Origin of the sequence: Thioclava sp. DLFJ4-1 (assembly GCF_002020145.1) — a bacterium.
Classification (GTDB): Bacteria; Pseudomonadota; Alphaproteobacteria; order Rhodobacterales; family Rhodobacteraceae; genus Thioclava; species Thioclava sediminum.
The window spans coordinates 700613-723602 of the sequence record NZ_MPZT01000002.1 but is presented as its reverse complement, the minus strand read 5'-3'; the positions used below and the strand labels follow the sequence as shown (position 1 = coordinate 723602).

35 protein-coding genes are annotated in these 22990 nt (G+C 62.3%); 31 read left to right on the top strand and 4 right to left on the bottom strand.

Annotated elements, in window-relative coordinates:
• Positions 1 to 28 precede the first annotated feature (28 nt).
• The 13 genes from BMI85_RS08710 to BMI85_RS08650 all read left to right on the top strand — a co-directional run bounded on the left by BMI85_RS08710 (position 29) and on the right by BMI85_RS08650 (position 10844).
• Positions 29 to 739, top strand: a complete 711-nt coding sequence (locus BMI85_RS08710; RefSeq protein ID WP_078600754.1) for a hypothetical protein — start codon at positions 29 to 31, stop codon at positions 737 to 739.
• Positions 740 to 856: 117 nt separating this feature from the next.
• Positions 857 to 1606 carry a glycosyltransferase family 2 protein gene (locus tag BMI85_RS08705; protein WP_078600752.1) on the top strand — a complete coding sequence of 250 codons (750 nt, stop codon included), beginning with the start codon at positions 857 to 859 and terminating at the stop codon, positions 1604 to 1606.
• Positions 1607 to 1611: 5 nt separating this feature from the next.
• Complete coding sequence (locus BMI85_RS08700; protein WP_078521308.1) at positions 1612 to 1917, top strand: lipid-A-disaccharide synthase N-terminal domain-containing protein; 306 nt, start codon at positions 1612 to 1614, stop codon at positions 1915 to 1917.
• Entirely contained in the window at positions 1892 to 3340 is a 1449-nt protein-coding gene (locus BMI85_RS08695; RefSeq protein WP_078600749.1) for a glycosyltransferase family 39 protein, read from the top strand. Before BMI85_RS08700 ends, BMI85_RS08695 begins: the two co-directional genes overlap by 26 nt.
• Positions 3321 to 4058 carry a phosphatase PAP2 family protein gene (locus BMI85_RS08690; protein ID WP_168174755.1) on the top strand — a complete coding sequence of 246 codons (738 nt, stop codon included), beginning with the start codon at positions 3321 to 3323 and terminating at the stop codon, positions 4056 to 4058. Before BMI85_RS08695 ends, BMI85_RS08690 begins: the two co-directional genes overlap by 20 nt.
• Before the next feature lie 244 nt (positions 4059 to 4302).
• Entirely contained in the window at positions 4303 to 4674 is a 372-nt protein-coding gene (gene rpsL, locus BMI85_RS08685) for a 30S ribosomal protein S12 (RefSeq protein WP_038074720.1), read from the top strand.
• Positions 4675 to 4686: 12 nt separating this feature from the next.
• Entirely contained in the window at positions 4687 to 5157 is a 471-nt protein-coding gene (gene rpsG, locus BMI85_RS08680; RefSeq protein ID WP_075773836.1) for a 30S ribosomal protein S7, read from the top strand.
• Between the two features lie 18 nt (positions 5158 to 5175).
• Complete coding sequence (gene fusA, locus BMI85_RS08675) at positions 5176 to 7299, top strand: elongation factor G (RefSeq protein ID WP_078600745.1); 2124 nt, start codon at positions 5176 to 5178, stop codon at positions 7297 to 7299.
• 60 nt (positions 7300 to 7359) lie between these two features.
• The gene (gene tuf, locus BMI85_RS08670) at positions 7360 to 8535 is read left to right on the top strand and encodes an elongation factor Tu (RefSeq protein WP_078549290.1); all 1176 of its coding nucleotides are present in this window, start codon (positions 7360 to 7362) and stop codon (positions 8533 to 8535) included.
• 213 nt (positions 8536 to 8748) lie between these two features.
• The gene (gene rpsJ / locus BMI85_RS08665; RefSeq protein WP_036639457.1) at positions 8749 to 9057 is read left to right on the top strand and encodes a 30S ribosomal protein S10; all 309 of its coding nucleotides are present in this window, start codon (positions 8749 to 8751) and stop codon (positions 9055 to 9057) included.
• A 10-nt stretch (positions 9058 to 9067) separates the two neighbouring features.
• Positions 9068 to 9934 carry a 50S ribosomal protein L3 gene (gene rplC / locus BMI85_RS08660; protein ID WP_078542383.1) on the top strand — a complete coding sequence of 289 codons (867 nt, stop codon included), beginning with the start codon at positions 9068 to 9070 and terminating at the stop codon, positions 9932 to 9934.
• Positions 9931 to 10551 (top strand): 50S ribosomal protein L4, encoded by a 621-nt coding sequence (rplD, locus tag BMI85_RS08655; RefSeq protein ID WP_075773839.1) that lies wholly within the window; start codon positions 9931 to 9933, stop codon positions 10549 to 10551. Before rplC ends, rplD begins: the two co-directional genes overlap by 4 nt.
• The gene (locus tag BMI85_RS08650; RefSeq protein ID WP_078521296.1) at positions 10548 to 10844 is read left to right on the top strand and encodes a 50S ribosomal protein L23; all 297 of its coding nucleotides are present in this window, start codon (positions 10548 to 10550) and stop codon (positions 10842 to 10844) included. The genes rplD and BMI85_RS08650 overlap by 4 nt, the downstream gene beginning before the upstream one ends.
• 115 nt (positions 10845 to 10959) lie before the next feature.
• On the opposite strand, the gene BMI85_RS08645 is transcribed toward BMI85_RS08650, so the two are convergent.
• Complete coding sequence (locus tag BMI85_RS08645) at positions 10960 to 11265, bottom strand: SH3 domain-containing protein (RefSeq protein ID WP_078600742.1); 306 nt, start codon at positions 11263 to 11265, stop codon at positions 10960 to 10962.
• Between the two features lie 255 nt (positions 11266 to 11520).
• On the opposite strand from BMI85_RS08645, the gene rplB reads away from it, so the two are divergent.
• The 5 genes from rplB to rplP are packed head-to-tail and all read left to right on the top strand — an operon-like array spanning position 11521 to position 14163.
• Positions 11521 to 12360 carry a 50S ribosomal protein L2 gene (gene rplB, locus BMI85_RS08640; protein WP_078521293.1) on the top strand — a complete coding sequence of 280 codons (840 nt, stop codon included), beginning with the start codon at positions 11521 to 11523 and terminating at the stop codon, positions 12358 to 12360.
• 3 nt (positions 12361 to 12363) lie between these two features.
• Positions 12364 to 12642, top strand: a complete 279-nt coding sequence (gene rpsS / locus BMI85_RS08635; RefSeq protein ID WP_078521291.1) for a 30S ribosomal protein S19 — start codon at positions 12364 to 12366, stop codon at positions 12640 to 12642.
• A gap of 5 nt (positions 12643 to 12647) precedes the next feature.
• The gene (rplV, locus tag BMI85_RS08630; RefSeq protein ID WP_078521290.1) at positions 12648 to 13028 is read left to right on the top strand and encodes a 50S ribosomal protein L22; all 381 of its coding nucleotides are present in this window, start codon (positions 12648 to 12650) and stop codon (positions 13026 to 13028) included.
• On the top strand, positions 13028 to 13735 hold the full coding sequence (gene rpsC / locus BMI85_RS08625) for a 30S ribosomal protein S3 (RefSeq protein WP_078521288.1): 708 nt from the start codon (positions 13028 to 13030) through the stop codon (positions 13733 to 13735). The genes rplV and rpsC overlap by 1 nt, the downstream gene beginning before the upstream one ends.
• A gap of 14 nt (positions 13736 to 13749) precedes the next feature.
• On the top strand, positions 13750 to 14163 hold the full coding sequence (rplP, locus tag BMI85_RS08620) for a 50S ribosomal protein L16 (RefSeq protein WP_078542381.1): 414 nt from the start codon (positions 13750 to 13752) through the stop codon (positions 14161 to 14163).
• 74 nt (positions 14164 to 14237) lie between these two features.
• On the opposite strand, the gene BMI85_RS08615 is transcribed toward rplP, so the two are convergent.
• Positions 14238 to 14771, bottom strand: a complete 534-nt coding sequence (locus BMI85_RS08615; RefSeq protein ID WP_078600740.1) for a flavodoxin domain-containing protein — start codon at positions 14769 to 14771, stop codon at positions 14238 to 14240.
• An 82-nt stretch (positions 14772 to 14853) separates the two neighbouring features.
• The gene (locus tag BMI85_RS08610) at positions 14854 to 15489 is read right to left on the bottom strand and encodes a 2OG-Fe(II) oxygenase family protein (protein WP_078549284.1); all 636 of its coding nucleotides are present in this window, start codon (positions 15487 to 15489) and stop codon (positions 14854 to 14856) included.
• Between the two features lie 188 nt (positions 15490 to 15677).
• On the opposite strand from BMI85_RS08610, the gene rpmC reads away from it, so the two are divergent.
• The 11 genes from rpmC (at position 15678) to rpmD (ending at position 19962) form a co-directional block, all read left to right on the top strand.
• A complete protein-coding gene (gene rpmC / locus BMI85_RS08605) occupies positions 15678 to 15878 on the top strand; it encodes a 50S ribosomal protein L29 (RefSeq protein ID WP_075773849.1) in 201 nt (66 codons plus the stop codon).
• A gap of 12 nt (positions 15879 to 15890) precedes the next feature.
• A complete protein-coding gene (gene rpsQ, locus BMI85_RS08600; protein WP_078521280.1) occupies positions 15891 to 16124 on the top strand; it encodes a 30S ribosomal protein S17 in 234 nt (77 codons plus the stop codon).
• 76 nt (positions 16125 to 16200) lie between these two features.
• The gene (gene rplN, locus BMI85_RS08595; protein ID WP_075773851.1) at positions 16201 to 16569 is read left to right on the top strand and encodes a 50S ribosomal protein L14; all 369 of its coding nucleotides are present in this window, start codon (positions 16201 to 16203) and stop codon (positions 16567 to 16569) included.
• The gene (rplX, locus tag BMI85_RS08590) at positions 16569 to 16874 is read left to right on the top strand and encodes a 50S ribosomal protein L24 (RefSeq protein WP_078521279.1); all 306 of its coding nucleotides are present in this window, start codon (positions 16569 to 16571) and stop codon (positions 16872 to 16874) included. The genes rplN and rplX overlap by 1 nt, the downstream gene beginning before the upstream one ends.
• Positions 16874 to 17431 (top strand): 50S ribosomal protein L5, encoded by a 558-nt coding sequence (gene rplE, locus BMI85_RS08585; RefSeq protein ID WP_078549282.1) that lies wholly within the window; start codon positions 16874 to 16876, stop codon positions 17429 to 17431. Before rplX ends, rplE begins: the two co-directional genes overlap by 1 nt.
• A 19-nt stretch (positions 17432 to 17450) precedes the next feature.
• Positions 17451 to 17756: a 30S ribosomal protein S14 gene (gene rpsN / locus BMI85_RS08580; RefSeq protein ID WP_075773854.1), complete on the top strand. Its 306-nt coding sequence runs from the start codon at positions 17451 to 17453 to the stop codon at positions 17754 to 17756.
• A gap of 10 nt (positions 17757 to 17766) precedes the next feature.
• On the top strand, positions 17767 to 18165 hold the full coding sequence (gene rpsH / locus BMI85_RS08575) for a 30S ribosomal protein S8 (protein ID WP_152845393.1): 399 nt from the start codon (positions 17767 to 17769) through the stop codon (positions 18163 to 18165).
• A 10-nt stretch (positions 18166 to 18175) separates the two neighbouring features.
• On the top strand, positions 18176 to 18709 hold the full coding sequence (gene rplF, locus BMI85_RS08570) for a 50S ribosomal protein L6 (protein ID WP_078521275.1): 534 nt from the start codon (positions 18176 to 18178) through the stop codon (positions 18707 to 18709).
• 11 nt (positions 18710 to 18720) lie between these two features.
• Complete coding sequence (gene rplR, locus BMI85_RS08565) at positions 18721 to 19080, top strand: 50S ribosomal protein L18 (protein WP_075773856.1); 360 nt, start codon at positions 18721 to 18723, stop codon at positions 19078 to 19080.
• Positions 19081 to 19194: 114 nt separating this feature from the next.
• A complete protein-coding gene (gene rpsE / locus BMI85_RS08560; protein WP_075773857.1) occupies positions 19195 to 19764 on the top strand; it encodes a 30S ribosomal protein S5 in 570 nt (189 codons plus the stop codon).
• A gap of 12 nt (positions 19765 to 19776) precedes the next feature.
• Positions 19777 to 19962, top strand: coding sequence for a 50S ribosomal protein L30 (gene rpmD, locus BMI85_RS08555; protein WP_075773858.1), 186 nt, complete (start codon positions 19777 to 19779; stop codon positions 19960 to 19962).
• A gap of 90 nt (positions 19963 to 20052) precedes the next feature.
• Here rpmD and BMI85_RS08550 read toward each other — a convergent pair whose 3' ends face one another.
• Positions 20053 to 20592 carry a hypothetical protein gene (locus BMI85_RS08550; RefSeq protein WP_078600738.1) on the bottom strand — a complete coding sequence of 180 codons (540 nt, stop codon included), beginning with the start codon at positions 20590 to 20592 and terminating at the stop codon, positions 20053 to 20055.
• A gap of 254 nt (positions 20593 to 20846) precedes the next feature.
• On the opposite strand from BMI85_RS08550, the gene BMI85_RS08545 reads away from it, so the two are divergent.
• The gene (locus BMI85_RS08545; RefSeq protein ID WP_078521656.1) at positions 20847 to 21263 is read left to right on the top strand and encodes a universal stress protein; all 417 of its coding nucleotides are present in this window, start codon (positions 20847 to 20849) and stop codon (positions 21261 to 21263) included.
• Between the two features lie 39 nt (positions 21264 to 21302).
• On the top strand, positions 21303 to 22943 hold the full coding sequence (locus tag BMI85_RS08540; protein WP_078521273.1) for a BCCT family transporter: 1641 nt from the start codon (positions 21303 to 21305) through the stop codon (positions 22941 to 22943).
• Positions 22944 to 22990: the final 47 nt, after the last annotated feature.

The window sequence follows — 22990 nt, the reverse complement described above, 5'->3', positions numbered from 1 at the left end:
GAGCCTGTTTGCCGGAGGAGGGACCCCGATGATCCGCTTTGTCACCCCGTTCGCGCTGAGCGCGCTGATCGCCATGCCTGCCTTTGCGGGCGCCTATCAGGATGCGGAGGCGCAGCTGCGCAAGGCCTATGGCGACTACCGCGCGGCGCTGTTCCTGTCGAACCAGGGCAAGCAGCCGGAAACCAAGGCCGCGCTCGATCGCTTCGTTGGCGAATGGCAGTCGCTGTCCGACGCCTGGACCGCCGAGCCGCCGCCGCAATATGCCGATGACGCGGTTCTCGGCGCGACTTTCGACAAGGTCAGCGAGCTTGCGGCAAAGGCCGAGGAAGAGGTGGCCGCCGGGAACCTGCCCGAGGCGCATGAGACCCTCGAAGGGGTGCGCGACAGCATCGGCGATCTGCATATCCGCAATGGCATCGTGGGCTTCTCGGACCGGATGAACGCTTATCACGCGGAGATGGAAGAAGTGCTCGCGCGCGATTACGCCGGGATGGGCGGCGAGGGCGCACGCCAGTTGATCGCGGATGCCTCGCTGCTGAGCTACCTCGCGGCGCAGATCGTCAAGCATCCTGCGCCGGAGGCCGACACCGACATGGCCTATCAAAAGCTCGTGGACGGCTTCGCGGTCTCCGTCGCGTTCTTCTACGATGCGGCGATGGCGGGCGACATGGAACGTGCAATGGAGATGCGAAACGCCCTCAAGCCGAGCTATTCGAAGCTTTTCGCGAAATTCGGCTGATCCGCCACAGGGGCGCGGCTGCCCCGGGATGATCCGTTTACAAGACCGGGTGGCGGGTCTAATAGAGCCGCACCTTCGGCGCCATCCCGGCCCAGCGACAAGAGAGTTCCGGCACCCATGCCCGAGATTTCAATCGTGATCCCCGCGAAGAACGAAGCGCCGAACATCGCGGGGCTTCTCGACGAGATCGACACCGCCTGCGCGCCGGTCTGCGATTACGAGGTGATCGTGGTCGATGACGGTTCGGATGACGGGATGGACCAGATCCTGCGCGAGCGGATGAAGACCCACCCGAACCTGCGCCTGCTGCAGCACAAGAACGCCGCCGGTCAACGTGCTTCGGGCGGTCAAAGCGCGGGCGTCCATTCGGGGGTTCGGGCCGCGAAGGGCAGCATCATCTGCACGCTGGACGGCGACGGTCAGAACCCGCCCTCCGAGCTTCCCGCTCTGATGGCGCCGCTGCGCGCGGCGAATTCCGAGAAGATCGGTCTGGTCGCAGGCCAACGCGTCGGGCGGCAGGACACGATGTCCAAGAAGCTCGCCTCGAAGCTCGCGAACAAGATCCGCGGCGCGATCCTCAAGGATGGCACCCGCGACACCGGCTGCGGCCTCAAGGCCTTCCGGCGCGAGGCGTTCCTCGCGCTGCCCTATTTCGACCATATGCACCGCTACCTCCCCGCGCTGTTCTCGCGCGACGGGTGGCAGGTGGCCCACGTCGACGTCGCTCACCGTTCGCGCGGCGGCGGCAGCTCGAATTACAACAACCTGCAGCGCGGTCTCGTCGGCATCGTCGACCTGATGGGCGTCGCGTGGCTTCTCCGTCGGCGCAAGAAAGCGCAGCCCGGCGAAGTGACGCGCGAGGAGTGACGCCTATGGACTGGCTGATGGATGTGCTTCACGCGGATAGCGTTCTCGAGCTGTGGTGGGTCCTCTTCGGCCTGCTCGCGCAGCTCATGTTCACGGGGCGGTTTCTCGTCCAGTGGATCGCGTCCGAGCGCAAAGGCGAATCCGTGGTGCCGGTCGCATTCTGGTATTTCTCGCTCGCCGGCGGCGTGATGCTGCTGACCTATGCGCTCTATCGCAAAGATCCGGTCTTCGTTCTCGGCCAGTCGCTCGGCGTGTTCATCTACGGGCGCAATCTGTGGCTGATCCATGCCAAGCGTAAACGCGAAGCTTGAACGCAGGGGCGATCGGGACGGCTGGCTCGTCCCGGCCCTGATCGTCGTCGCCGCAGTCACCGCGCTGCGGCTGGTACTTCTGGCGTTCAACAAGACCGATCTCTTCGTCGACGAGGCGCAATACTGGCTCTGGGGCCAGCATCTCGATTTCGGTTACTACTCGAAACCGCCGCTGATCGGCTGGCTGCTCCGGGCGGTGACCGATCTGGCGGGTTCGGACGCGCCGTCTTGGGTGCGGATGCCGGGCGCTGTGTTGCATGGTATTACGGCGCTGGTGCTTGGCGCCTTGGGCGCGCGGATCGCGGGCCGTTCGGTCGCGATCTGGTCGGCGGCGATCTATGTCACGCTGCCCTTCGTCGCGGTCGGCTCGGTGCTGATCTCGACCGACACGGTGATGGCGCCGTTCTACGCGCTGAGCCTTCTGTTCCTGCATCGCACCGGCGAGAGCCGCCGCTGGTCGGACGCGCTCGCTGCGGGCGTGGCGGCGGGGCTGGCCTTCATGGCGAAATACGCCGCGATCTACCTGATCCCCGGTCTGGCGCTGGCAGCCCTTGTCGCGCCTGCTTGGCGGATCGGCTGGCGTAATATGGTGATCGCGACGCTGGCTTTCGGGCTGGTGATCGCGCCAAACGTGGTCTGGAACCTGAATAACGGGCTGACGACCGTCTCGCATACGATGGACAATGTCGGTTGGGTCCGCGAAGGGGCCGCGCTGAATTTCGGCTCGATGTCCGAGTTCGTCGCCTCGCAATTCGCGGTCTTCGGGCCGGTGACCATGGTGGCGCTGCTGATCGGTTACGCGGGCTTGGGAGACCCGGACAAGCGCGGGCTGGCGATGCTCTCGGTGCCGCCGCTGGTCGCGGTGACGATCGAGGCGCTGCTCGACCGGGCCTATGCCAATTGGGCGGTCGCCGCCTATTTCGCCGGGACCGTTCTGGCTGTGATGGTGCTGCGTGGCATCTGGCGCTGGATCGCGATCGTGATCAACGGGCTGATCGCGCTGTCGATCCCGCTGCTGACGGTCCTCGCGCCCTATCCGCAGAAGGATGGCGCGCCGCTTCTGAAGCGGTGGCTGGGGCAGGCCGATCTGAGCCGCCAGATCCTGACGCTCGCGAAAGAGGCCGACGTGCCGGTCTACACGGGCAATCGCGCGATCCTCGCCGATCTGTTCTATACCGGACAGGATGCAGGCGTGACCGTCTACGCACCGCAGCCTGTCGTCCGCGCCGACAGCTATTACGAGCAGATGTGGCCCTTGCCACAGGACTATAATGGTCGTTTGCTGGTGATCGCCAATAGCGCGCCCGATTGCGGCAGCGGTCCGGTCGCTCCAGAGGCGCAACTCGACGCGACGGGAACCTGGGCGGGCAAAGGCTATGCAGCTTATCTGGTGGAGGCGCGCTGTGTCCGTTCCGAAAATTGACATGATCTTCGCGGGCCGCTTGTTGCTGGCGGCGTGGATCGGGGGCTTCCTGCTGTTCCGCTTCGTGCCGGAGCTCGACCTCGGCGTCGCCGGGCTGTTCTACCGGGCAGGGGAGGGGTTCTCGGTGATCACCAATCCGCTCTGGGAATGGCTGCGCCAACGGATCTGGGATGTCTCGATCGTGCTGTTCCTCGTCTCGCTCGTGGCCTGGCCCTGGGCGGGGCTGCGTCATCGCACGGTGCTGCGCCTGCCCGCGCGGATCTGGGCATTCATCTGCCTGCTCTACCTGCTCGGCCCGATCGTGGTGGTGAACGGGGTCCTCAAGGCCAATTCGGGACGCGCGCGCCCGGCGGATGTCGATCTCTTCGGCGGCGCGCATCATTTCAGCCTCGCGGGGACTTTCACCGATCAATGCTCGCGGAACTGCTCGTTCGTGTCGGGCGAGGTGGCGGCGGCGGTGGCGCTGGGGCTGCTGATCTGGCTCGGCGCGGAGCTGTCGCGGCTGCGCCTGCCGCGCTGGGGATTGCTCTATCTGCGGGCCGTCGGCGTCTTCGTCGCGGTCTTCATCATCGTGCAGCGAGTCGGCACCGGGCGGCACTTCCTGTCGGATACCTATTTCGCCGGATTGGTGAGCCTTACGGTGGCCTGGCTGCTCTGGGGGATCCTGTTTGCGGGGTGGGGCGCGCAGCTCCTCGCGCGGACCCGCCGCGAGAGTTGACAACCCAAACGACTCCCCCTATACGCCGCGCTACCTGACGGGCGAAGTCTGCCCGAAGGGTCGCCGATTTCTAGTGGTCATGATCCGGGCCTTCGCCCCGATCCTCTGGAATTCAACGCATTCGCCGCGGTCCTCGGGCCGGGGAGGAATGCGATTTGGCGTTTTCGCGAATCCGCGCGGAAACGCGTCGAGAAGTGGCGCCTCCGGAAACGGGGCGAGTATTGACAGCAGAACGGGGAACCGAATGCCGACGATCCAACAGCTGATCCGCAAACCGCGGCAGCCCAAGGTGAAGCGCTCTAAGTCGCAACACCTCCAAGAGTGCCCGCAAAAGCGTGGCGTTTGCACGCGCGTCTACACGACGACGCCGAAGAAACCGAACTCCGCTATGCGTAAGGTCGCCAAGGTGCGCCTGACGAATGGCTTCGAGGTCATTTCCTACATCCCGGGCGAAAAGCACAACCTCCAGGAGCACTCCGTTGTGCTCATCCGTGGCGGCCGTGTGAAAGACCTTCCGGGCGTTCGTTACCACATCCTGCGCGGTGTGCTCGATACGCAAGGTGTCAAAGACCGTCGTCAACGCCGTTCGAAATACGGCGCGAAGCGTCCGAAGTAAGGAGATCTCGAGATGTCTCGTCGTCACGCCGCTGAAAAGCGCGAAGTCCTGCCCGACGCCAAATATGGCGATCGCGTGCTGACCAAATTCATGAACAACCTGATGATCGACGGCAAGAAGTCCGCCGCCGAGAAAATCGTCTACAACGCGCTCAACCGCGTTGAGGGCAAGCTCAAGCGTGAGCCCATCGAGGTGTTCCACGAAGCCCTCGACAACGTGAAGCCTTCGGTCGAAGTGCGTTCGCGTCGTGTGGGTGGTGCCACCTACCAGGTTCCGGTCGAAGTGCGCCCGACCCGCCGCGAAGCGCTGGCTATCCGCTGGCTCATCGCTGCCGCCAAGTCCCGCAACGAGAACACCATGGAAGAGCGCCTCGCTGGCGAGCTTCTGGATGCGGTGAACTCGCGTGGTTCCGCGGTCAAGAAGCGCGAAGACACCCACAAGATGGCCGACGCGAACAAAGCGTTCAGCCACTATCGCTGGTAATTACGGAAGGACGCCACAATGGCTCGCGAATATCCCCTAAAGCGTTATCGCAACTTCGGGATCATGGCGCATATCGACGCTGGTAAAACCACGACGACCGAGCGCATCCTGTTCTACACCGGCAAGTCGCACAAGATCGGCGAAGTGCACGACGGTGCTGCTACCATGGACTGGATGGAGCAAGAGGCCGAGCGCGGCATCACCATCACCTCGGCAGCAACGACGACTTTCTGGCAGTGGCAGGAAGATCCGACCGCCGAAGGTACGGATGATACCAAGTTCCGTATGAACATCATCGACACCCCCGGCCACGTCGACTTCACCATCGAGGTGGAGCGTTCGCTAGCCGTGCTCGACGGCGCTGTTGCGCTGCTCGACGGGAACGCCGGTGTTGAGCCGCAGACCGAGACCGTGTGGCGTCAGGCTGACCGCTACAAGGTTCCGCGCCTCGTCTTCGTCAACAAGATGGACAAGATCGGCGCGGACTTCTTCAACTGCGTGAAGATGATCAAAGACCGCACCGGTGCGACCCCGGTTCCGGTGAACTTCCCGATCGGTGCCGAAGATCAACTCGAAGGCATCGTCGACCTGGTCACCATGGAAGAGTGGGTCTGGAAAGGCGAAGATCTGGGCGCTGCCTGGGTTCGTCAGCCGATCCGTGACGATCTGAAGGCGACTGCGGACGAATGGCGTTCGCACCTCATCGAGAACGCCGTCGAGCAAGACGACGACGCGATGATGGCCTATCTCGAAGGCGAAGAGCCCGATATCGCAACGCTGCGCAGCCTGATCCGTAAGGGCACGCTGTCGCTGTCCTTCGTTCCGGTTCTGGGTGGTTCGGCCTTCAAGAACAAGGGTGTCCAGCCGCTGCTCAACGCTGTGGTCGACTTCCTGCCCTCGCCGCTCGACGTGCCCGCCTACATGGGCTTCTCGCCGGACGACGAGACGGAAACCCGGAACATCGCGCGTCACGCCGATGACGAAGAGCCGCTCTCGGGTCTCGCGTTCAAGATCATGAACGACCCCTTCGTGGGCTCGCTCACCTTCACGCGCCTCTACTCGGGCACGATGAAGAAGGGCGACTCGATCCTGAACGCGACCAAAGGTCGTAAAGAGCGCATCGGTCGTATGATGATGATGCACTCGAACAACCGGACCGAGATCGAAGAAGCATATGCGGGCGACATCATCGCGCTGGCCGGTCTGAAAGAGACCACCACCGGTGACACGCTGTGCGACCCGAACAACCAAGTCGTTCTCGAAACCATGACCTTCCCCGATCCGGTGATCGAGATCGCCGTGGAGCCGAAGTCGAAAGCCGACCAGGAAAAGATGGGCCTCGCCCTTCAGCGCCTGGCAGCCGAAGACCCGTCCTTCCGCGTCGAGACCGACCTCGAGTCGGGTCAGACCATCATGAAGGGCATGGGCGAACTTCACCTCGATATCCTGGTCGACCGCATGAAGCGCGAGTTCAAGGTTGAGGCGAATATCGGTGCGCCGCAGGTGGCCTATCGCGAGACGATCAGCCACGCGACCGAGATCGACTACACGCACAAGAAGCAGACCGGCGGTACCGGTCAGTTCGCGCGCGTCAAGCTCGAGATCACGCCGACCGAGCCGGGCGAAGGTTATTCGTTCGAGAGCCGCATCGTTGGTGGTGCCGTTCCGAAGGAATACATCCCGGGCGTCGAAAAGGGCATCAAGTCGGTCATGGACTCCGGTCCGCTGGCAGGCTTCCCGGTGATCGACTTCAAGGTTGCGCTGGTTGACGGTGCTTTCCACGACGTCGACTCCTCGGTGCTCGCCTTCGAAATCGCTTCGCGTGCCGCGATGCGTGAAGGTCTGCGCAAGGCTGGCGCGAAGCTGCTCGAGCCGATGATGAAAGTCGAAGTGGTGACCCCGGAAGAATACACCGGTGGCATCATTGGCGACCTGACCTCGCGTCGGGGCCAGGTGCAAGGTCAGGACACCCGCGGCAACGCGGTCGTCGTGAACGCCTTCGTGCCGCTCGCCAACATGTTCGGCTACATCAACAACCTGCGTTCGATGTCCTCGGGCCGTGCGGTCTTCACGATGCTCTTCAGCCATTACGAAGCCGTGCCGCAGAACATCTCGGACGAGATCCAGAAGAAATACGCGTAAGGGACGTGCGCCGGGGCAACCCGGCGCCTTTCCAATCCAACGCACTGACAGGAGGCCATCATGGCAAAGGAAAAGTTTGAACGTAACAAACCGCACGTCAACATCGGCACGATTGGCCACGTTGACCACGGCAAGACGACGCTGACGGCTGCGATCACGAAGTATTTCGGTGATTTCCGCGCGTATGACCAGATCGACGGCGCGCCGGAAGAGAAAGCCCGCGGCATCACGATCTCGACCGCACACGTGGAATACGAGACCGAGTCGCGTCACTACGCGCACGTCGACTGCCCCGGCCACGCCGACTACGTGAAGAACATGATCACGGGTGCCGCGCAGATGGACGGCGCGATCCTGGTTGTGAACGCAGCTGACGGCCCGATGCCGCAGACCCGCGAGCACATCCTGCTCGGCCGTCAGGTCGGCATCCCGGCGATGGTCGTGTACCTGAACAAGGTTGACCAGGTCGACGACGAGGAGCTGCTCGAGCTCGTGGAAATGGAAGTTCGCGAACTTCTGTCGTCCTACGACTTCCCCGGCGACGATATCCCGATCGTCAAGGGTTCGGCTCTGGCCGCGATGGAAGGCCGCGACCCGGAAATCGGCGAGAACTCGATCCGCGCGCTGATGGAAGCTGTCGACAGCTACATCCCGACGCCGGAGCGCGCCGTGGACCAGCCCTTCCTGATGCCGATCGAAGACGTGTTCTCGATCTCGGGCCGCGGTACGGTTGTGACCGGCCGCGTCGAGCGTGGCGTGATCAACGTCGGCGACGAACTGGAAATCGTGGGTATCCGCGACACCACGAAGACGACCTGCACGGGCGTCGAGATGTTCCGCAAGCTGCTGGACCGTGGTGAAGCTGGCGACAACATCGGCGCGCTGCTGCGCGGTGTGGACCGTGACGGCGTCGAGCGTGGTCAGGTTCTGTGTAAGCCGGGTTCGGTGAAGCCGCACACGAAGTTCGAGGCAGAAGCCTACATTCTCACCAAAGAGGAAGGTGGCCGTCACACCCCGTTCTTCGCGAACTACCGTCCGCAGTTCTACTTCCGCACGACGGACGTGACCGGCACCGTGACGCTGCCCGAGGGCACCGAGATGGTGATGCCGGGCGACAACCTGAAGTTCGAAGTCGAACTGATCGCCCCGATCGCGATGGAAGACGGTCTGCGCTTCGCAATCCGCGAAGGTGGCCGCACCGTCGGCGCCGGCGTCGTGTCGAAAATCATCGCGTAATCGATGGTTTCGGGGCCCTCTCCGGGGCCCCGAAAACGACAGTTGGAAAGAATTTGAATGGTGCGCCGAAAGGCGCGCCATTCGCTCTTGACAGACTCAGGGTGACGCCATAGAGGACGCGCCTGATCTGCCAAGATTTTCAGGTTCGATGCAGGCGCTACATTCGGTGCCGTCTGCCTCTCAACCTTCACGCCATGCGAAGAGGCATGACATATGACCGGCCAAAATATCCGCATCCGGCTCAAGGCGTTCGATTACCGCGTGCTGGACGCCAGCACCCAGGAAATCGTGAACACCGCGAAGCGCACGGGTGCTCAGGTTCGCGGGCCCATCCCGCTCCCGAACAAGATCGAGAAATTCACGGTTCTGCGTGGTCCGCACATCGACAAGAAGTCGCGCGACCAGTGGGAAATCCGGACGCACAAGCGTCTTCTCGACATCGTCGATCCGACCCCCCAGACCGTGGACGCGCTGATGAAGCTCGACCTCGCAGCGGGCGTCGACGTCGAGATCAAGGTGTAAGGAGGGCATTATGCTGCGGACTGGTGTTATCGCCAAGAAGCTGGGCATGACCCGGCTCTTCCTTGAGGACGGCAAGCAGGTTCCTGTGACCGTTCTCCAACTCGACAAGCTTCAGGTGGTGGCTCAGCGCACTTCCGAACTCGACGGCTACACGGCCGTTCAGCTCGGCGCTGGTGAAGCCAAGGCCAAGCGTACGACCGCCGCTCTGCGTGGTCACTTCGCGAAAGCCAATGTCGCCCCGAAGCGCAAAGTCGCGGAATTCCGCGTCGCTGAAGAAAACCTGATCGAAGTGGGCGAGGAAATCACCGCGAACCACTATTTCGAAGGTCAGTTCGTGGATATCGCGGGCACCTCGATCGGTAAGGGTTTTGCCGGTGCTATGAAGCGTCACAACTTCGGCGGTCTGCGCGCCACGCACGGCGTGTCGATCTCGCACCGCTCGCACGGTTCGACCGGTCAGTGTCAGGACCCGGGCAAAGTGTTCAAGGGCAAGAAGATGGCAGGTCACCTCGGTGCCGTGCGCGTCACGACCCAGAACCTTCAGGTCGTCAAGACCGATGCCGACCGTGGCCTGATCATGGTCAAGGGTTCGGTGCCGGGCGCCAAAGGTGGCTGGGTGACGGTCAAGGATGCGGTCAAGAAGCCGCTCTCCGAGAACATCATCTACCCCGCCGCGCTGAAGTCGGCTGCCGAAGCCGCTGCGAAAGCTGCTGAAGAAGCCGCTGCCGCTGCTGCTGCCGAGGCTGAAGCCGAAGCTCAGCGTCTCGCCGAGGAGCAGGCCGCTCAGGAAGCTGCTGCGCTGAAGGAAGCTGAAGAGTCGATCGAAGCCGACAAAGGCGAAGACGGCGGCGAAGCGCCCGAAGGAGACAAGCAATGAAACTCGATGTGATCAAGCTCGACGCCGGCAAGGCCGGTTCGATCGACCTCGCCGACGAGATCTTCGGGCTCGAGCCGCGTGCGGACATCCTGCATCGCGTCGTGCGCTGGCAGCGCGCGAAGGCTCAGCAGGGCACCCACTCGGTTCTCACCCGCTCGGAGGTCAGCTACTCGACCAAGAAGATCTATCGTCAGAAGGGCACCGGTGGCGCACGTCACGGCTCCCGCAAGGCGCCGATCTTCCGCAAGGGTGGTGTCTACAAGGGCCCGACCCCGCGCAGCCACGCTCATGACCTGCCCAAGAAGTTCCGGGCTCTGGGTCTGAAGCACGCGCTGTCGTCGAAAGCCGCTGCTGGCAAACTGATCGTCCTTGAGGACGCGCAGCTCGCCGAAGCCAAGACCAAGCTGCTGGCGAAAGCCGCCAAGGAGCTGGGCTGGAAGAAGGTGCTGGTGATCGACGGGGCCGAGGTGAACGAGAACTTCGCCCAAGCCGCGCGCAACATCGACGGCATCGATGTGCTGCCTTCGATGGGCGCCAACGTGTATGACATCCTCAAGCGTGACACGCTCGTGCTCACGAAGGCGGGTGTCGAAGCTCTGGAGGCTCGTCTGAAATGAGCGCGAAACCCGAACATTACGACGTGATCGTCAAGCCGATCATCACCGAGAAGGCCACCATGGCCTCGGAGAACGGCGCTGTTGTTTTCGAAGTCGCGAAAGACGCTTCGAAGCCGCAGATCAAAGAAGCTGTTGAGACTCTCTTCGGCGTCAAGGTGAAGGCGGTCAACACCACCATCACCAAAGGCAAGACCAAGCGCTTCCGGGGCACCCCCGGCCGTCGCTCGGACTTCAAGAAAGCCTACGTGACGCTGGAAGAAGGCAACACGATCGACGTCACCACCGGCCTGTAATCCGGTAGGACTGAGACATTGGAAAGGCCCTCGCGATCCGCGGGGGCCTTTTCGTTTGCGGTGGTGGGGGAAGGGGCGCTTGCCTCTCAAGGGGCGCCCGGGCAGCGCCAGCGCCTCATTTCTCGCGCAGGTAGCTTTCCGAGACGTAGCCGCGCAGGTTGCGGGCGACGTCGAGCGAGACGTTGCACCAGCGGGTATTGCCGCTGCGCTCGCAGCTGCGCACATGGACGATCGCGCCGTTGGGAAGGCCCAGGATCACCTTGTAGCCGGTGCCGGGGCCTGCGCGCAGTTTCAGCATGTCCTCGCCTTTTACCCCGGCGACCTCATAGGTGCCGCGCCATGCGTCGGCGAGGGTGGGGGTGGCGAGGGTGGCTGCCGCGCAGAGCGGGGCTGCGAGGAGGATTGCTCGGGTTGGACGCATTGGTTGCTCCTGTTATGTCTTCTGCCTCGAGAGCCATTTTGCCCGCCCGGGCGACGAAGCGCCAGTTGCTTGAACCATCGCGCGCAAAAACAGGCCAAGCCTATAGACTCACCCCCGCATCCCTGCTACATCGCGCCAGTCTCGCGGCCTCGGATTCGTTCCGGGGCCCGTGATTTTTGAATTCGGGGACCTTCGGGGCCCTATACACACAGACAGGCGGGGCAACTCGCCGCAAACCAACGGAAGACAGAAAGCATGGCACTCAAGTCGTATAAGCCGACGACGCCGGGCCAGCGTGGGCTGGTTCTGATCGACCGTTCGGAGCTTTGGAAAGGCCGTCCGGTCAAAGCCCTCACGCAGGGTTTGACCAAGTCGGGTGGCCGGAACAACACCGGGCGGATCACGATGTGGCACAAGGGTGGTGGCGCGAAGCGTCTCTATCGCATCGTCGATTTCAAGCGTCGCAAGTTCGATGTTCAAGGCACCGTCGAGCGGATCGAATACGATCCGAACCGGACCGCCTTCATCGCGCTGATCAACTATGAAGATGGTGAGCAGGCCTACATCCTCGCACCCCAGCGTCTCGCTGTCGGTGACAAGGTCGTTTCGGGCTCGCGTCACGACGTCAAGCCGGGCAACGCGATGCCGTTCTCGGGCATGCCGATCGGTACCATCGTCCACAACGTCGAACTGAAGCCCGGCAAGGGTGGCCAGATCGCACGCGCCGCGGGCACCTACGCCCAATTCGTCGGCCGTGACGGTGGCTACGCTCAGCTGCGTCTTTCGTCGGGCGAACTGCGCCTCGTGCGTCAGGAATGCATGGCGACCATCGGTGCCGTGTCGAACGCCGACCACTCGAACCAGAACCTCGGTAAAGCCGGTCGTAAGCGCCACATGGGCGTCCGTCCGACCGTCCGCGGTGTCGCGATGAACCCGATCGACCACCCGCACGGTGGTGGTGAAGGCCGTACCTCGGGTGGCCGTCATCCGGTTACGCCGTGGGGCAAGCCCACCAAGGGCAAGCGCACGCGCGTCAACAAGAAGACGGACCAGTATATCCTGCGTTCGCGTCACGCGAAGAAGAAGGGTCGCTAACATATGTCTCGTTCTGTTTGGAAAGGCCCCTTCGTTGATGCCTACCTGCTGAAAAAAGCAGAGAAGGCTCGCGAGTCGGGCAAAGGCGACGTCATCAAGATCTGGTCGCGTCGCTCCACCATCCTGCCGCAATTCGTTGGTCTGACCTTTGGGGTCTACAACGGCCACAAGCACATCCCGGTGAACGTCACCGAGGAAATGATCGGTCAGAAGTTCGGTGAATATTCGCCGACCCGCACCTATTACGGGCATGCGGCCGACAAAAAAGCCAAGAGGAAGTAATCGTCATGGGTAAGGAAAAGAATCCGCGCCGCGTGGCGGAGAACGAAGCGATGGCGAAGACCCGCATGCTTCGCACCTCGCCGCAGAAACTGAACCTCGTCGCCGCGATGATCCGTGGCAAGAAGGTCGACAAGGCCCTTTCGGACCTGACCTTCTCGAAGAAGCGCATCGCGCTCGACGTGAAGAAGTGCCTTCAGTCGGCAATCGCCAACGCTGAGAACAACCACGGCCTGGACGTGGACGAGCTCGTCGTGGCGGAAGCCTGGGTTGGCAAGAACCTGGTGATGAAGCGTGGCCGTCCGCGGGCACGTGGTCGCTTCGGCAAGATCATGAAGCCGTTCTCGGAAATCACCATCAAGGTGCGTCAGGTTGAGGAGCAAGCGTAATGGGTCAGAAGGTTAATCCGATCGGCATGCGCCTCCAGGTCAACCGCACCTGGGATAGCCGCTGGTATGCCGACAGCAAAGACTATGGCGACCTGCTGCTCGAGGACATCAAGATCCGCGAGTTCATCCACGAGGAAGCCAAGCAGGCCGGCATCAGCCGTGTCATCATCGAGCGTCCGCACAAGAAGTGCCGTGTGACCATTCACGCTGCACGTCCGGGCGTCATCATCGGCAAGAAGGGCGCTGACATCGAAGCGCTCCGCAAGAAGCTGGCGAACTTCACCGACAGCGAGCTGCACCTGAACATCGTCGAAGTCCGCAAGCCGGAACTCGATGCGCAGCTCGTCGCCGAGTCGATCGCACAGCAGCTCGAGCGTCGTGTCTCGTTCCGTCGCGCCATGAAGCGCTCGGTGCAGAACGCGATGCGTATGGGTGGTCTTGGTATCCGTGTGAACGTCGCTGGCCGTCTGGGCGGCGCCGAGATCGCACGTACCGAGTGGTATCGCGAAGGTCGCGTTCCGCTGCACACCCTGCGTGCCGATATCGACTATGCGCTGTCCGAAGCGTCGACCCCCTACGGGATCATCGGCGTGAAGGTCTGGATCTTCAAAGGCGAGATCATGGAACATGATCCGCAAGCTCGTGACCGCAAGCACGCTGAAGCCCAAGAGGGCCCGGCACCGCGCGGCCCGCGTCGCGATCGCTGAGGGAGTAGATAGTTATGCTGCAACCGAAACGGACGAAGTTCCGCAAGATGCACAAAGGCCGGATTCACGGTGAAGCCAAAGGTGGTTTCGACCTGAACTTCGGTCACTTCGGCCTCAAGGCAGAGGCGCCCGAGCGCGTCACCGCCCGTCAGATCGAAGCTGCGCGTCGTGCGATCACCCGCCACATGAAGCGTCAAGGTCGTGTCTGGATCCGGATCTTCCCGGATACCCCGATCACCGCGAAACCTACCGAAGTCCGTATGGGTAAAGGTAAGGGTTCGGTCGACCGTTGGGCCGCCAAGGTCAAGCCCGGCCGCGTGATGTTCGAGATCGACGGCGTCAACGAAGAGACCGCTCGCGAGGCTCTGCGCCTCGGCGCGGCCAAGCTTCCGGTCGCCTGCCGTATCGTCGAGCGTCAGGACTGGTAATCCCGGTCTGACTGCTGAAGACAAACGAAAGCCCCGCCAGAGATGGCGGGGCTTTTGCGTTGTTGGCGGTATGATCAGGCGCCGTCGGAAATCCAGCCGTCGATCAGCGCATCGAGTGCTTCCCAGTCGGTATATTCGATATCGGCGTCGAGATCGGCATCGGGATCCTTCTTCGCCACGATCCGGCGCATTACGAACCGCCGGAAGATATCGTATTTCGACGGCAGGTAGGCGCCCGCGATCTGCTCGGTCAGATCCGGCGTCCAGCCAGTCGCCTCTTCGAAGTCCTTGAGGATCTTGTCGAGGGCGCGCCAATCCTCCGCGTCGTGGCCCGCGGCGGCCAGGGACACGGAGAGAAAGAGGCTCGGGCGGTTCCGGATGATGTCGCGTTGCTCTGCGACGAAATCGGCGAAGCGGCCCTGATAATGTCCGACATGGATGGAGGCCGCGAGGATGATCCGGTCGAACCGGTCGAGGTTCATCCCTTCGGCCTCATCAGTGGAAATCAGTTCGGCGGCGTGGCCCAAATCGGCGATGCGGTCGGCGACGTGCCGCGCGATCTTGCGAGTTTGCCCCTCGCTGGAGGCATAGGCGACGAGTGTTTTCATGCTGCGCTCCCGTTGTCTGGTTGCGCAGCAAGAAAATCAGGAGAGACGCGGTTTGGCTATGATTGCGATCAAAGCGCCGGGCTCAATCCACCCATTTGTAATTGAAGCTCACCGAGATGCGCTCGTCCTCGGCCATGTTCATCGGCACCTCGTGGCGCAGCCAGCTTTCCCAGAGCAGCACCTCGCCCGGTTCGGGGGCAATGTAGATGAAGGGCTGCAGCTCGCGCCGGGCGGTCTTGAGGCGGGTAGGGGCCGCCATCATCCGGGCGCTGCGCGGGTCTTCCAGCTTGAGCGCGGAGGCGCCGTCGGGCATCGCGACATAGGTCGTGCCCGAGATCACCGAATGGGGGTGCAGGTGCGAGCTGTGGGTGCCGCCTTCGGGCAGGATGTTGATCCAGAGGTCTTCGAGCACCAGCTTGCCCTCGCCCAGATCGAATTGCAGATCTTCGGCGAAGGCCGCGACATGCTTGTCGAGCGCCTTCACCATGTCCGCGAAGATCGGGAAGCGCCAGGGCAGGTCGGTGAGCGAGGCGTAGGAGGTGTAGCCCGGATAGCCGTTCTCCTCGCACCAGTCCTGACCGGCCTCGTCATCCTCGGCGATGGCATAGCACGAGGCTTCCAGTTCGCCCGTATCGACCTTGGGGCCGAATGCGGATAGAGAGGCGCGGTAGAGGCGGGTGACGAAGAGGGACTCGATCTGGGTCTTGGGCTCGGACATAAGGGCTCTCGCAACTGGGCGTGGATTTATCCCCCTGTTACGCCAAAGCGGCCCGAAGGCCAAACAATCCTTGCCATATTCGATTCGCTCTGATATTGGCCCCAAGTTCCTGAAATCAGGACCGACATAACCCATCAGAAAGCAGGGTCACCCGCGAGGGGCCCTCTGATGCCAAGAAAGGACCCGGGATGAACGCCCAAGAACTCAAGGCGAAGACGCCTGATGAGCTGCGTGACCAGCTCGTCTCGCTGAAGAAAGAAGCCTTCAACCTCCGCTTTCAGCAGGCCACGAACCAGCTCGAGAACACCGCGCGCATGCGCACCGTTCGTCGGGACGTTGCACGTATCAAAACCGTGCTGAACCAAAAAGCCGCTGAAGCCGCGAAGTAAGGAGAGCTTCCTATGCCCAAACGCATCCTGCAAGGTACCGTGACGTCGGACAAAAACGACCAGACCGTAACCGTTTCGGTCGAGCGCCGCTTCACGCATCCGGTTCTCAAGAAAACGATCCGGAAATCCAAGAAATACCGCGCCCATGACGCGGAAAACCAGTTCAAGACCGGTGACATTGTTCGCATCGAAGAGTGCGCACCCGTCTCGAAGACCAAGCGCTGGCGGGTTGTGGTTTCGGCGTAAGCCGGGGCCATCCGTCAGTATTCGAAACCCTGGGGCCCTTACTGCATAGGCGTCCCCAAAGGTCGGGAGTAACCCCATGATCCAGATGCAGACCAATCTGGATGTTGCTGACAACTCCGGCGCTCGCCGGGTTCAGTGCATCAAGGTCCTCGGCGGCTCGCACCGCCGTTACGCATCCGTGGGCGACATCATTGTGGTGTCGGTCAAGGAAGCGATCCCGCGCGGCCGCGTGAAGAAAGGTGACGTCCGTAAGGCCGTCGTCGTGCGCACCGCCAAAGAAGTTCGTCGCGACGATGGCACCGCCATCCGTTTCGACCGCAACGCCGCCGTCATCCTGAACAACGCGGGCGAGCCGGTCGGCACCCGTATCTTCGGGCCGGTCGTGCGTGAGCTGCGTGCGAAGAACTTCATGAAGATCATCTCGCTTGCTCCGGAGGTGCTGTAATGGCTGCTAAGCTCCGCAAAGGCGATAAGGTCGTCGTTCTCGCTGGCAAGGACAAGGGCAAGCAGGGTGAGATCACCTCTGTTGACCCGAAAGCCGGCAAAGCTGTCGTCGACGGCGTGAACGTTGCGATCCGCCACCAGCGTCAGACCCAGTCCAACCAAGGCGGTCGCCAGCCCAAGGCTATGCCGATCGACCTGTCGAACCTGGCTCTGATGGACGCAAACGGCAAAGCCACCCGCGTCGGCTTCCGCGAGGAAGACGGCAAGAAGGTGCGTTTCGCCAAGACCACGGGGGATGCGATCTGATGCTCGATCAAGCAACCTACACTCCGCGTCTTCGCGCTCTTTACCGCGACACCATCAAGGCGGCGCTGAAAGAAGAGTTCGGCTACAAGAACGACATGATGATCCCGAAGCTCGACAAGATCGTGCTGAACATGGGCGTCGGCGAAGCCGTGAAAGACACCAAGAAGGTCAAGCAGGCCGCCGAAGAGCTCTCGCTCATCGCTGGTCAGAAGGCCGTGATGACCAAGGCGAAGAAGTCGATCGCTGGCTTCCGCGTCCGGGAAGAGATGCCGCTGGGTACGAAAGTGACCCTGCGCGGTGACCGGATGTACGAATTCCTCGATCGCCTGATCAACGTTGCTATGCCGCGCGTTCGCGACTTCCGCGGTGTGAAGCCGTCCTTCGACGGTCGTGGCAACTTCGCAATGGGCCTCAAGGAGCACATCGTGTTCCCCGAGATCGACTTCGATAAGGTCGATGAGGTTCTGGGTATGGACATCATCATGGTGACCACGTCTGACGTGGATGCCGAAGCGAAGGCGCTGTTGAAGCATTTCAACATGCCCTTCAACGCCTGATCGCGGAGGAACGAAACTTATGGCTAAGAAATCCATGGTTGCGCGCGAAGCGAAGCGCCAGCGTCTTGTGAACAAGTACGCTGACAAGCGGGCCGCGCTCAAGGAAATCATCAACGACCAGGAGCGCCCGATGGAAGAGCGCTTCAAGGCGTCGCTGAAACTCGCGGAACTCCCGCGCAACTCGTCGGCGGTCCGGCTGCACAATCGTTGCCAGCTCACGGGTCGTCCCCACGCTTACTACCGTAAGCTCAAACTCTCGCGGATCATGCTGCGTGACCTGGCCTCCTACGGTCAGATCCCCGGCATGGTGAAGTCGAGCTGGTAAGGAGGGCGACATGTCTGTGAACGATCCTCTCGGCGATATGCTGACCCGCATCCGCAACGCACAACTGCGTGGCAAATCCACCGTCCGCACCCCGGCCTCCAAGCTCCGCGCTTGGGTTCTCGACGTGCTGGCTGACGAAGGCTACATCCGTGGTTACGAGCAGGCGACGTCTGCTGCCGGCCATCCGGAGCTGGAAATCAGCCTCAAGTACTACGAGGGCACCCCGGTCATCCGCGAGCTGCAGCGCGTCTCGACCCCCGGTCGCCGCGTGTACATGGCCGCGAAAGACGTACCGTCGGTCCGTCAGGGCCTCGGCGTCTCGATCGTCTCGACCTCGAAGGGCGTGATGTCGGATGCAAACGCACGATCCGCCAATGTTGGCGGCGAAGTGCTCTGCACCGTGTTCTAAGGAGGGCTCAATGTCTCGTATTGGTAAGAAACCGGTCGAGCTTCCCAGCGGCGTTTCTGCGCAGCTGTCGGGCCAGACCATCGAAGTGAAGGGGCCGAAAGGCACCCGTACCTTCACCGCGACCGACGACGTGACCCTCGCTGTCGAGGACAACGCCGTCACCGTCACCCCGCGTGGCCAGTCGAAGCGCGCGCGCCAGCAGTGGGGTATGACCCGCTCGCAGGTCGCGAACCTCGTCCAGGGCGTGACCGAAGGCTTCAAGAAGGAGCTGGAGATCCAGGGTGTTGGTTATCGTGCGCAGATGCAGGGCAACGTCCTGAAGCTGTCGCTCGGTTATTCGCACGAAGTCAACTTCGAGGTTCCGGAGGGCGTGACTGTCACCGCTCCGAAGCAGACCGAGATCGTTGTGGAAGGTTCTGACCAGCAGCAGGTGGGCCAGGTCGCGGCAAATATCCGCGAATGGCGTGCTCCCGAGCCCTATAAGGGCAAGGGCATCCGCTACAAGGGTGAGTATATCTTCCGCAAAGAAGGTAAGAAGAAGTAAGGAACGCGAAAATGGCAAACAGCAAACGGGATCTGTTCCTCAAGCGCCGCCTGCGCGTCCGGAACAAGCTTCGCAAGATGGCCGCTGGTCGCGCCCGTCTTTCGGTGCATCGTTCGTCGAAAAACATCAGCGTTCAGCTGATCGACGACGTGAACGGTCGCACTCTGGCCGCCGCTTCCACGCTCGAGAAGGATCTCGGTGTGGTCGGCAAGAACAACGTCGAAGCGGCAGCCAAAGTTGGCGCCGCGATCGCCGAGCGTGCGAAGAAAGCCGGTGTCGAAACCTGCTACTTCGACCGCGGTGGCTTCCTGTTCCACGGGAAGATCAAGGCGCTCGCCGACGCAGCCCGCGAAGGCGGTCTGAAGTTCTAAGACTGGTGGGGGACGTTCGCGTCCCCCCGATGATCCGGGCCGCGCCCTTCGGGGTGAGGCACCTGGATTGAGACAAACGGCGTGAAACCACGCCATCACGAGAAGGAATGCCTCATGGCAGAACGTGACAACCGCCGGGGCCGCCGCGACGACCGCGACGAAAACCCGGAATTCGCCGATCGCCTCGTCGCGATCAACCGCGTGTCGAAAACCGTGAAGGGTGGTAAGCGCTTTGGCTTCGCAGCCCTCGTGGTCGTCGGCGACCAGCGTGGCCGTGTCGGCTTCGGCAAAGGCAAGGCCAAAGAGGTTCCGGAAGCGATCCGCAAAGCCACCGAGCAAGCGAAGCGCAACCTGATCCGCGTCCCGCTGCGCGATGGCCGCACGCTGCACCATGACATCGAGGGCCGTCACGGCGCTGGTAAGGTCGTGATGCGCACCGCACCGGAAGGTACCGGGATCATCGCCGGTGGTCCGATGCGTGCCGTGTTCGAGATGCTGGGCGTGAAGGACGTCGTGTCGAAATCGACCGGCACCCAGAACCCCTACAACATGATCCGTGCCACGCTGAACGGTCTGACCCGCGAAGCAAGCCCCCGTCAGGTGGCTGCGCGCCGCGGCAAGAAAGTGGCCGACATCCTCAAGAAGCCCGAGGCTGAGGCACCTGCCGAAGCCACGGAAGCGTAAGGAGAGCGATCAATGGCTACCATCGTCGTCAAGCAGATCGGTTCGCCGATCCGTCGCCCCGCCATCCAGCGTGCCACGCTGAAAGGTCTGGGTCTGGACAAGATGAACCGTACCCGTGAGCTGGAAGATACCCCGGCCGTCCGCGGTATGGTCGCGAAGATCCCGCACCTCGTCGAAATCGTCGAAGAGCGCGGCTGAGCCGACCGGTTCGTCTGAATACCGAAACGCCCCGACCGAAAGGCCGGGGCGTTTTGCATTCGTGGGGTGCGTCTTCGGGGGCAGGGCGCTTCAGTTCCAGGCGGGGCCTCTGCCGCCGCCATAGCCGCGCCCTTGGCCGCCCATGCCGCGCCCCTGCATCTGCCCACCGCCGCCGCAGCGCTGAAAGGCAGGCAGGTGTTTGGTCTGAGAGGCATCGCGCAGGCGCGTCAGGATCTGGGTAAGCTGCGCATTCCCGGTGACCGCCGGCAGGAGCCGCCCGTCATAGAGCCCGGAATTGGCCATCTCCGCCTGCACGCCAAGCGCACAAGCCTCGGCCAATGTGCCCGGCACCGGGGCCAGAGGCTTCGCCCCACTCAGATAGGGGTTCGCGGGGACGGATAGCCCGTTCTGGCGCAGCACTCCGATCAGCGCCGCAGCATGCGAAATCTCGGCCCGCTCGATATTCGAGAAGGGGCGCACGGCGCCAAACCTCTCCATGATCGCCCGATAGGTGGCCTGCGCGTGATACTCGTCATCCAGCGCCGCGAGCACCGCCCTATGTTCCGCGGAGGTGAGCGCCGCGTGCGCGGGCAGGGCCGTACCTGCCACGACCGCGAACACGGCAATCATCGCGCCAAGTCTTGTTCCAAGTGAGCCGTGAAAACGCATCGCTCTACCCTTCCTGAGCCAACTGGAGGTGATACGGCCGCGCCGGACAGAGTCCGGCGCGGATGTGACCGCGCGTCGCAGGCCCCTAGGCGGGCATGTCATTTCTTTAATTTTTCTTCACGAAATCCGGAACCGAATGTGACACACTGGGTTGGTTGGATATCGTTGCATCCTGCAATAGGGTGCCGCGCTTCAAGACTGAGGGACGGATCGATATGTTTGAAAAAATCATGGTTCCGGTCGACCTGCGTCATGTCGAGAAGATGGGCAAGACGTTGAAAGTCGCTTCGGAAATCGCAGCGAAACACGACGCAGAAGTTGTTTTCATAGGTGTCACTAGCCAAGAGCCGAGCGAATTCGGCCACAATGCCAAGGAATATGCCGCGAAACTGGACGATTTCGCGCAGAGCCATGCCAACGAGTTTGGGCATAAGGGGTCGTCGAAGGCAGTCATCGTGCCCGACCCGGCCGTTGATCTCGACAAGACGCTGCTGAAGACGGCTGATGATCTCGGCGCTGATCTGGTGGTGATGGCCACGCATGTGCCCAACGCGGCCAACTATCTCTTCGCCTCGCATGGCGGCCACCTCGCCGCGCACAGCGATGCGTCGGTGTTTCTCGTACGCGGATAACGCGGACCAATATAACCAATAAGGACAGGAGGACGGCATATGGCCGAACCTGAAGAAGTTCAGGGCATCCCTGCCCCCGAAGGGGACACACAACTGATCGAGACCGACTATGAGATCGGTCAAGACAACCTCGAAGGGCAGGTAGGGCCCTTCGGTTTCGACATTCACAACCCTGTTTTCATGATCTCGGCGTTGTCCATCGTGGCCTTCGTCTTCTATGCGCTGGCTCTGCCTGAGCAGGCGAGTTCGCTGTTTGGCGCGATGCGCCCGTGGCTGACCTCGACCTTCGACTGGTTCTTCATGAGCGCCGCGAACATCTTCGTCATCTTCTGCCTTGCCCTGATCGTCTCGCCCTATGGCGCAGTGCGTCTGGGTGGCACGGATGCGGAGCCGGACTTCACCTATATGGGGTGGTTCGCGATGCTCTTCGCGGCCGGTATGGGTATCGGCCTGATGTTCTTCGGCGTGCTTGAGCCGGTCTATCACATGGCGGTCTCGCAGCCTCTGGGCACGCCTTCGCCCTTCGATGCGGATGGCAACCTGATCCCGGAGAATGTCGCACGGGCCAAGGAAATGGGCCTCGCCGCGACGATCTATCACTGGGGTCTGCACCCTTGGGCGATCTATGCGGTCGTGGCGCTCGCGCTGGCGCTGTTCTCCTATAACAAGGGTCTGCCGCTGACGATCCGTTCGGCCTTCTATCCGATCTTCGGCGAGAAGGTCTGGGGCTGGACCGGCCATATCATCGACATCATCGCGGTGTTCGCGACGCTGTTCGGCCTTGCGACCTCGCTCGGCTTCGGCGCGCAGCAGGCGAATGCGGGTCTCAACCACGTGTTCGGCGTTCCGATCGACACGACGGTGCAGGTCATCCTGATCACGCTGATCACCGGCGTTGCGCTGTTCTCGGTGCTGCGTGGCCTCGATGGCGGCGTGAAGCTTCTGTCCGAGATCAACATGGGGATCGCGGCGCTGCTGCTGCTCTTCGTGCTCTTCGCGGGCCCGACGCTGATGATCTTCACCGATTTCGGTCAGGGTCTTCTGGCCTATGCGAAAGACATCATCCCGCTGTCGAACCCGATCGGGCGCACGGATGACAGCTATCGCGACGGCTGGACCGCGTTCTACTGGGCATGGTGGATCTCCTGGTCGCCCTTCGTCGGTATGTTCATCGCCCGCGTTTCGCGTGGCCGTACCGTGCGCGAGTTCATCATCTGCGTTCTGCTGATCCCGTCGCTCGTCTGCGTGTTGTGGATGGCGGTCTTCGGTGGTGTTGCGATCGATCAGGTGATCTCGGATCCGTCCGGCTCGCTGGTGAAGGCGCAGGTCATCGATAGCTACAACCCGCCGCTGTCGCTCTTCGCGATGCTGGAGGGGCTGCCGCTGGCCTCGATCACCTCGGTCATCGCGATCGTCCTGGTCATCGTGTTCTTCGTGACCTCGTCGGACTCCGGCTCGCTCGTGATCGATACGATCACCGCAGGCGGCAAGGTCGACGCACCGGTTCCGCAGCGTGTGTTCTGGGCCACTTTCGAGGGCGCGGTCGCGATCGTGCTGTTGATCGGCGGCGGTCTGAGCGCGCTACAGGCGATGGTCATCTCGACCGGTTTGCCCTTCACGCTGGTTCTGCTGGTGATGTGTTGGGCGATCTGGAAGGGTCTGCGGACCGAGCCTCGGTAAGCTGACCAAGATTTGAGACAAAGGCGCGCGGGGGGGACCTCGCGCGC

Coding starts and splice junctions, on each gene's coding strand:
- BMI85_RS08710 (WP_078600754.1), top strand. CDS start 29: ATGATCCGCTTTGTCACCCCGTTCGCGCTGAGCGCGCTGATCGCCATG.
- BMI85_RS08705 (WP_078600752.1), top strand. CDS start 857: ATGCCCGAGATTTCAATCGTGATCCCCGCGAAGAACGAAGCGCCGAAC.
- BMI85_RS08700 (WP_078521308.1), top strand. CDS start 1,612: ATGGACTGGCTGATGGATGTGCTTCACGCGGATAGCGTTCTCGAGCTG.
- BMI85_RS08695 (WP_078600749.1), top strand. CDS start 1,892: ATGCCAAGCGTAAACGCGAAGCTTGAACGCAGGGGCGATCGGGACGGC.
- rpsL (WP_038074720.1), top strand. CDS start 4,303: ATGCCGACGATCCAACAGCTGATCCGCAAACCGCGGCAGCCCAAGGTG.
- rpsG (WP_075773836.1), top strand. CDS start 4,687: ATGTCTCGTCGTCACGCCGCTGAAAAGCGCGAAGTCCTGCCCGACGCC.
- fusA (WP_078600745.1), top strand. CDS start 5,176: ATGGCTCGCGAATATCCCCTAAAGCGTTATCGCAACTTCGGGATCATG.
- tuf (WP_078549290.1), top strand. CDS start 7,360: ATGGCAAAGGAAAAGTTTGAACGTAACAAACCGCACGTCAACATCGGC.
- rpsJ (WP_036639457.1), top strand. CDS start 8,749: ATGACCGGCCAAAATATCCGCATCCGGCTCAAGGCGTTCGATTACCGC.
- rplC (WP_078542383.1), top strand. CDS start 9,068: ATGCTGCGGACTGGTGTTATCGCCAAGAAGCTGGGCATGACCCGGCTC.
- rplD (WP_075773839.1), top strand. CDS start 9,931: ATGAAACTCGATGTGATCAAGCTCGACGCCGGCAAGGCCGGTTCGATC.
- BMI85_RS08650 (WP_078521296.1), top strand. CDS start 10,548: ATGAGCGCGAAACCCGAACATTACGACGTGATCGTCAAGCCGATCATC.
- BMI85_RS08645 (WP_078600742.1), bottom strand. CDS start 11,265: ATGCGTCCAACCCGAGCAATCCTCCTCGCAGCCCCGCTCTGCGCGGCA.
- rplB (WP_078521293.1), top strand. CDS start 11,521: ATGGCACTCAAGTCGTATAAGCCGACGACGCCGGGCCAGCGTGGGCTG.
- rpsS (WP_078521291.1), top strand. CDS start 12,364: ATGTCTCGTTCTGTTTGGAAAGGCCCCTTCGTTGATGCCTACCTGCTG.
- rplV (WP_078521290.1), top strand. CDS start 12,648: ATGGGTAAGGAAAAGAATCCGCGCCGCGTGGCGGAGAACGAAGCGATG.
- rpsC (WP_078521288.1), top strand. CDS start 13,028: ATGGGTCAGAAGGTTAATCCGATCGGCATGCGCCTCCAGGTCAACCGC.
- rplP (WP_078542381.1), top strand. CDS start 13,750: ATGCTGCAACCGAAACGGACGAAGTTCCGCAAGATGCACAAAGGCCGG.
- BMI85_RS08615 (WP_078600740.1), bottom strand. CDS start 14,771: ATGAAAACACTCGTCGCCTATGCCTCCAGCGAGGGGCAAACTCGCAAG.
- BMI85_RS08610 (WP_078549284.1), bottom strand. CDS start 15,489: ATGTCCGAGCCCAAGACCCAGATCGAGTCCCTCTTCGTCACCCGCCTC.
- rpmC (WP_075773849.1), top strand. CDS start 15,678: ATGAACGCCCAAGAACTCAAGGCGAAGACGCCTGATGAGCTGCGTGAC.
- rpsQ (WP_078521280.1), top strand. CDS start 15,891: ATGCCCAAACGCATCCTGCAAGGTACCGTGACGTCGGACAAAAACGAC.
- rplN (WP_075773851.1), top strand. CDS start 16,201: ATGATCCAGATGCAGACCAATCTGGATGTTGCTGACAACTCCGGCGCT.
- rplX (WP_078521279.1), top strand. CDS start 16,569: ATGGCTGCTAAGCTCCGCAAAGGCGATAAGGTCGTCGTTCTCGCTGGC.
- rplE (WP_078549282.1), top strand. CDS start 16,874: ATGCTCGATCAAGCAACCTACACTCCGCGTCTTCGCGCTCTTTACCGC.
- rpsN (WP_075773854.1), top strand. CDS start 17,451: ATGGCTAAGAAATCCATGGTTGCGCGCGAAGCGAAGCGCCAGCGTCTT.
- rpsH (WP_152845393.1), top strand. CDS start 17,767: ATGTCTGTGAACGATCCTCTCGGCGATATGCTGACCCGCATCCGCAAC.
- rplF (WP_078521275.1), top strand. CDS start 18,176: ATGTCTCGTATTGGTAAGAAACCGGTCGAGCTTCCCAGCGGCGTTTCT.
- rplR (WP_075773856.1), top strand. CDS start 18,721: ATGGCAAACAGCAAACGGGATCTGTTCCTCAAGCGCCGCCTGCGCGTC.
- rpsE (WP_075773857.1), top strand. CDS start 19,195: ATGGCAGAACGTGACAACCGCCGGGGCCGCCGCGACGACCGCGACGAA.
- rpmD (WP_075773858.1), top strand. CDS start 19,777: ATGGCTACCATCGTCGTCAAGCAGATCGGTTCGCCGATCCGTCGCCCC.
- BMI85_RS08550 (WP_078600738.1), bottom strand. CDS start 20,592: ATGATTGCCGTGTTCGCGGTCGTGGCAGGTACGGCCCTGCCCGCGCAC.
- BMI85_RS08545 (WP_078521656.1), top strand. CDS start 20,847: ATGTTTGAAAAAATCATGGTTCCGGTCGACCTGCGTCATGTCGAGAAG.
- BMI85_RS08540 (WP_078521273.1), top strand. CDS start 21,303: ATGGCCGAACCTGAAGAAGTTCAGGGCATCCCTGCCCCCGAAGGGGAC.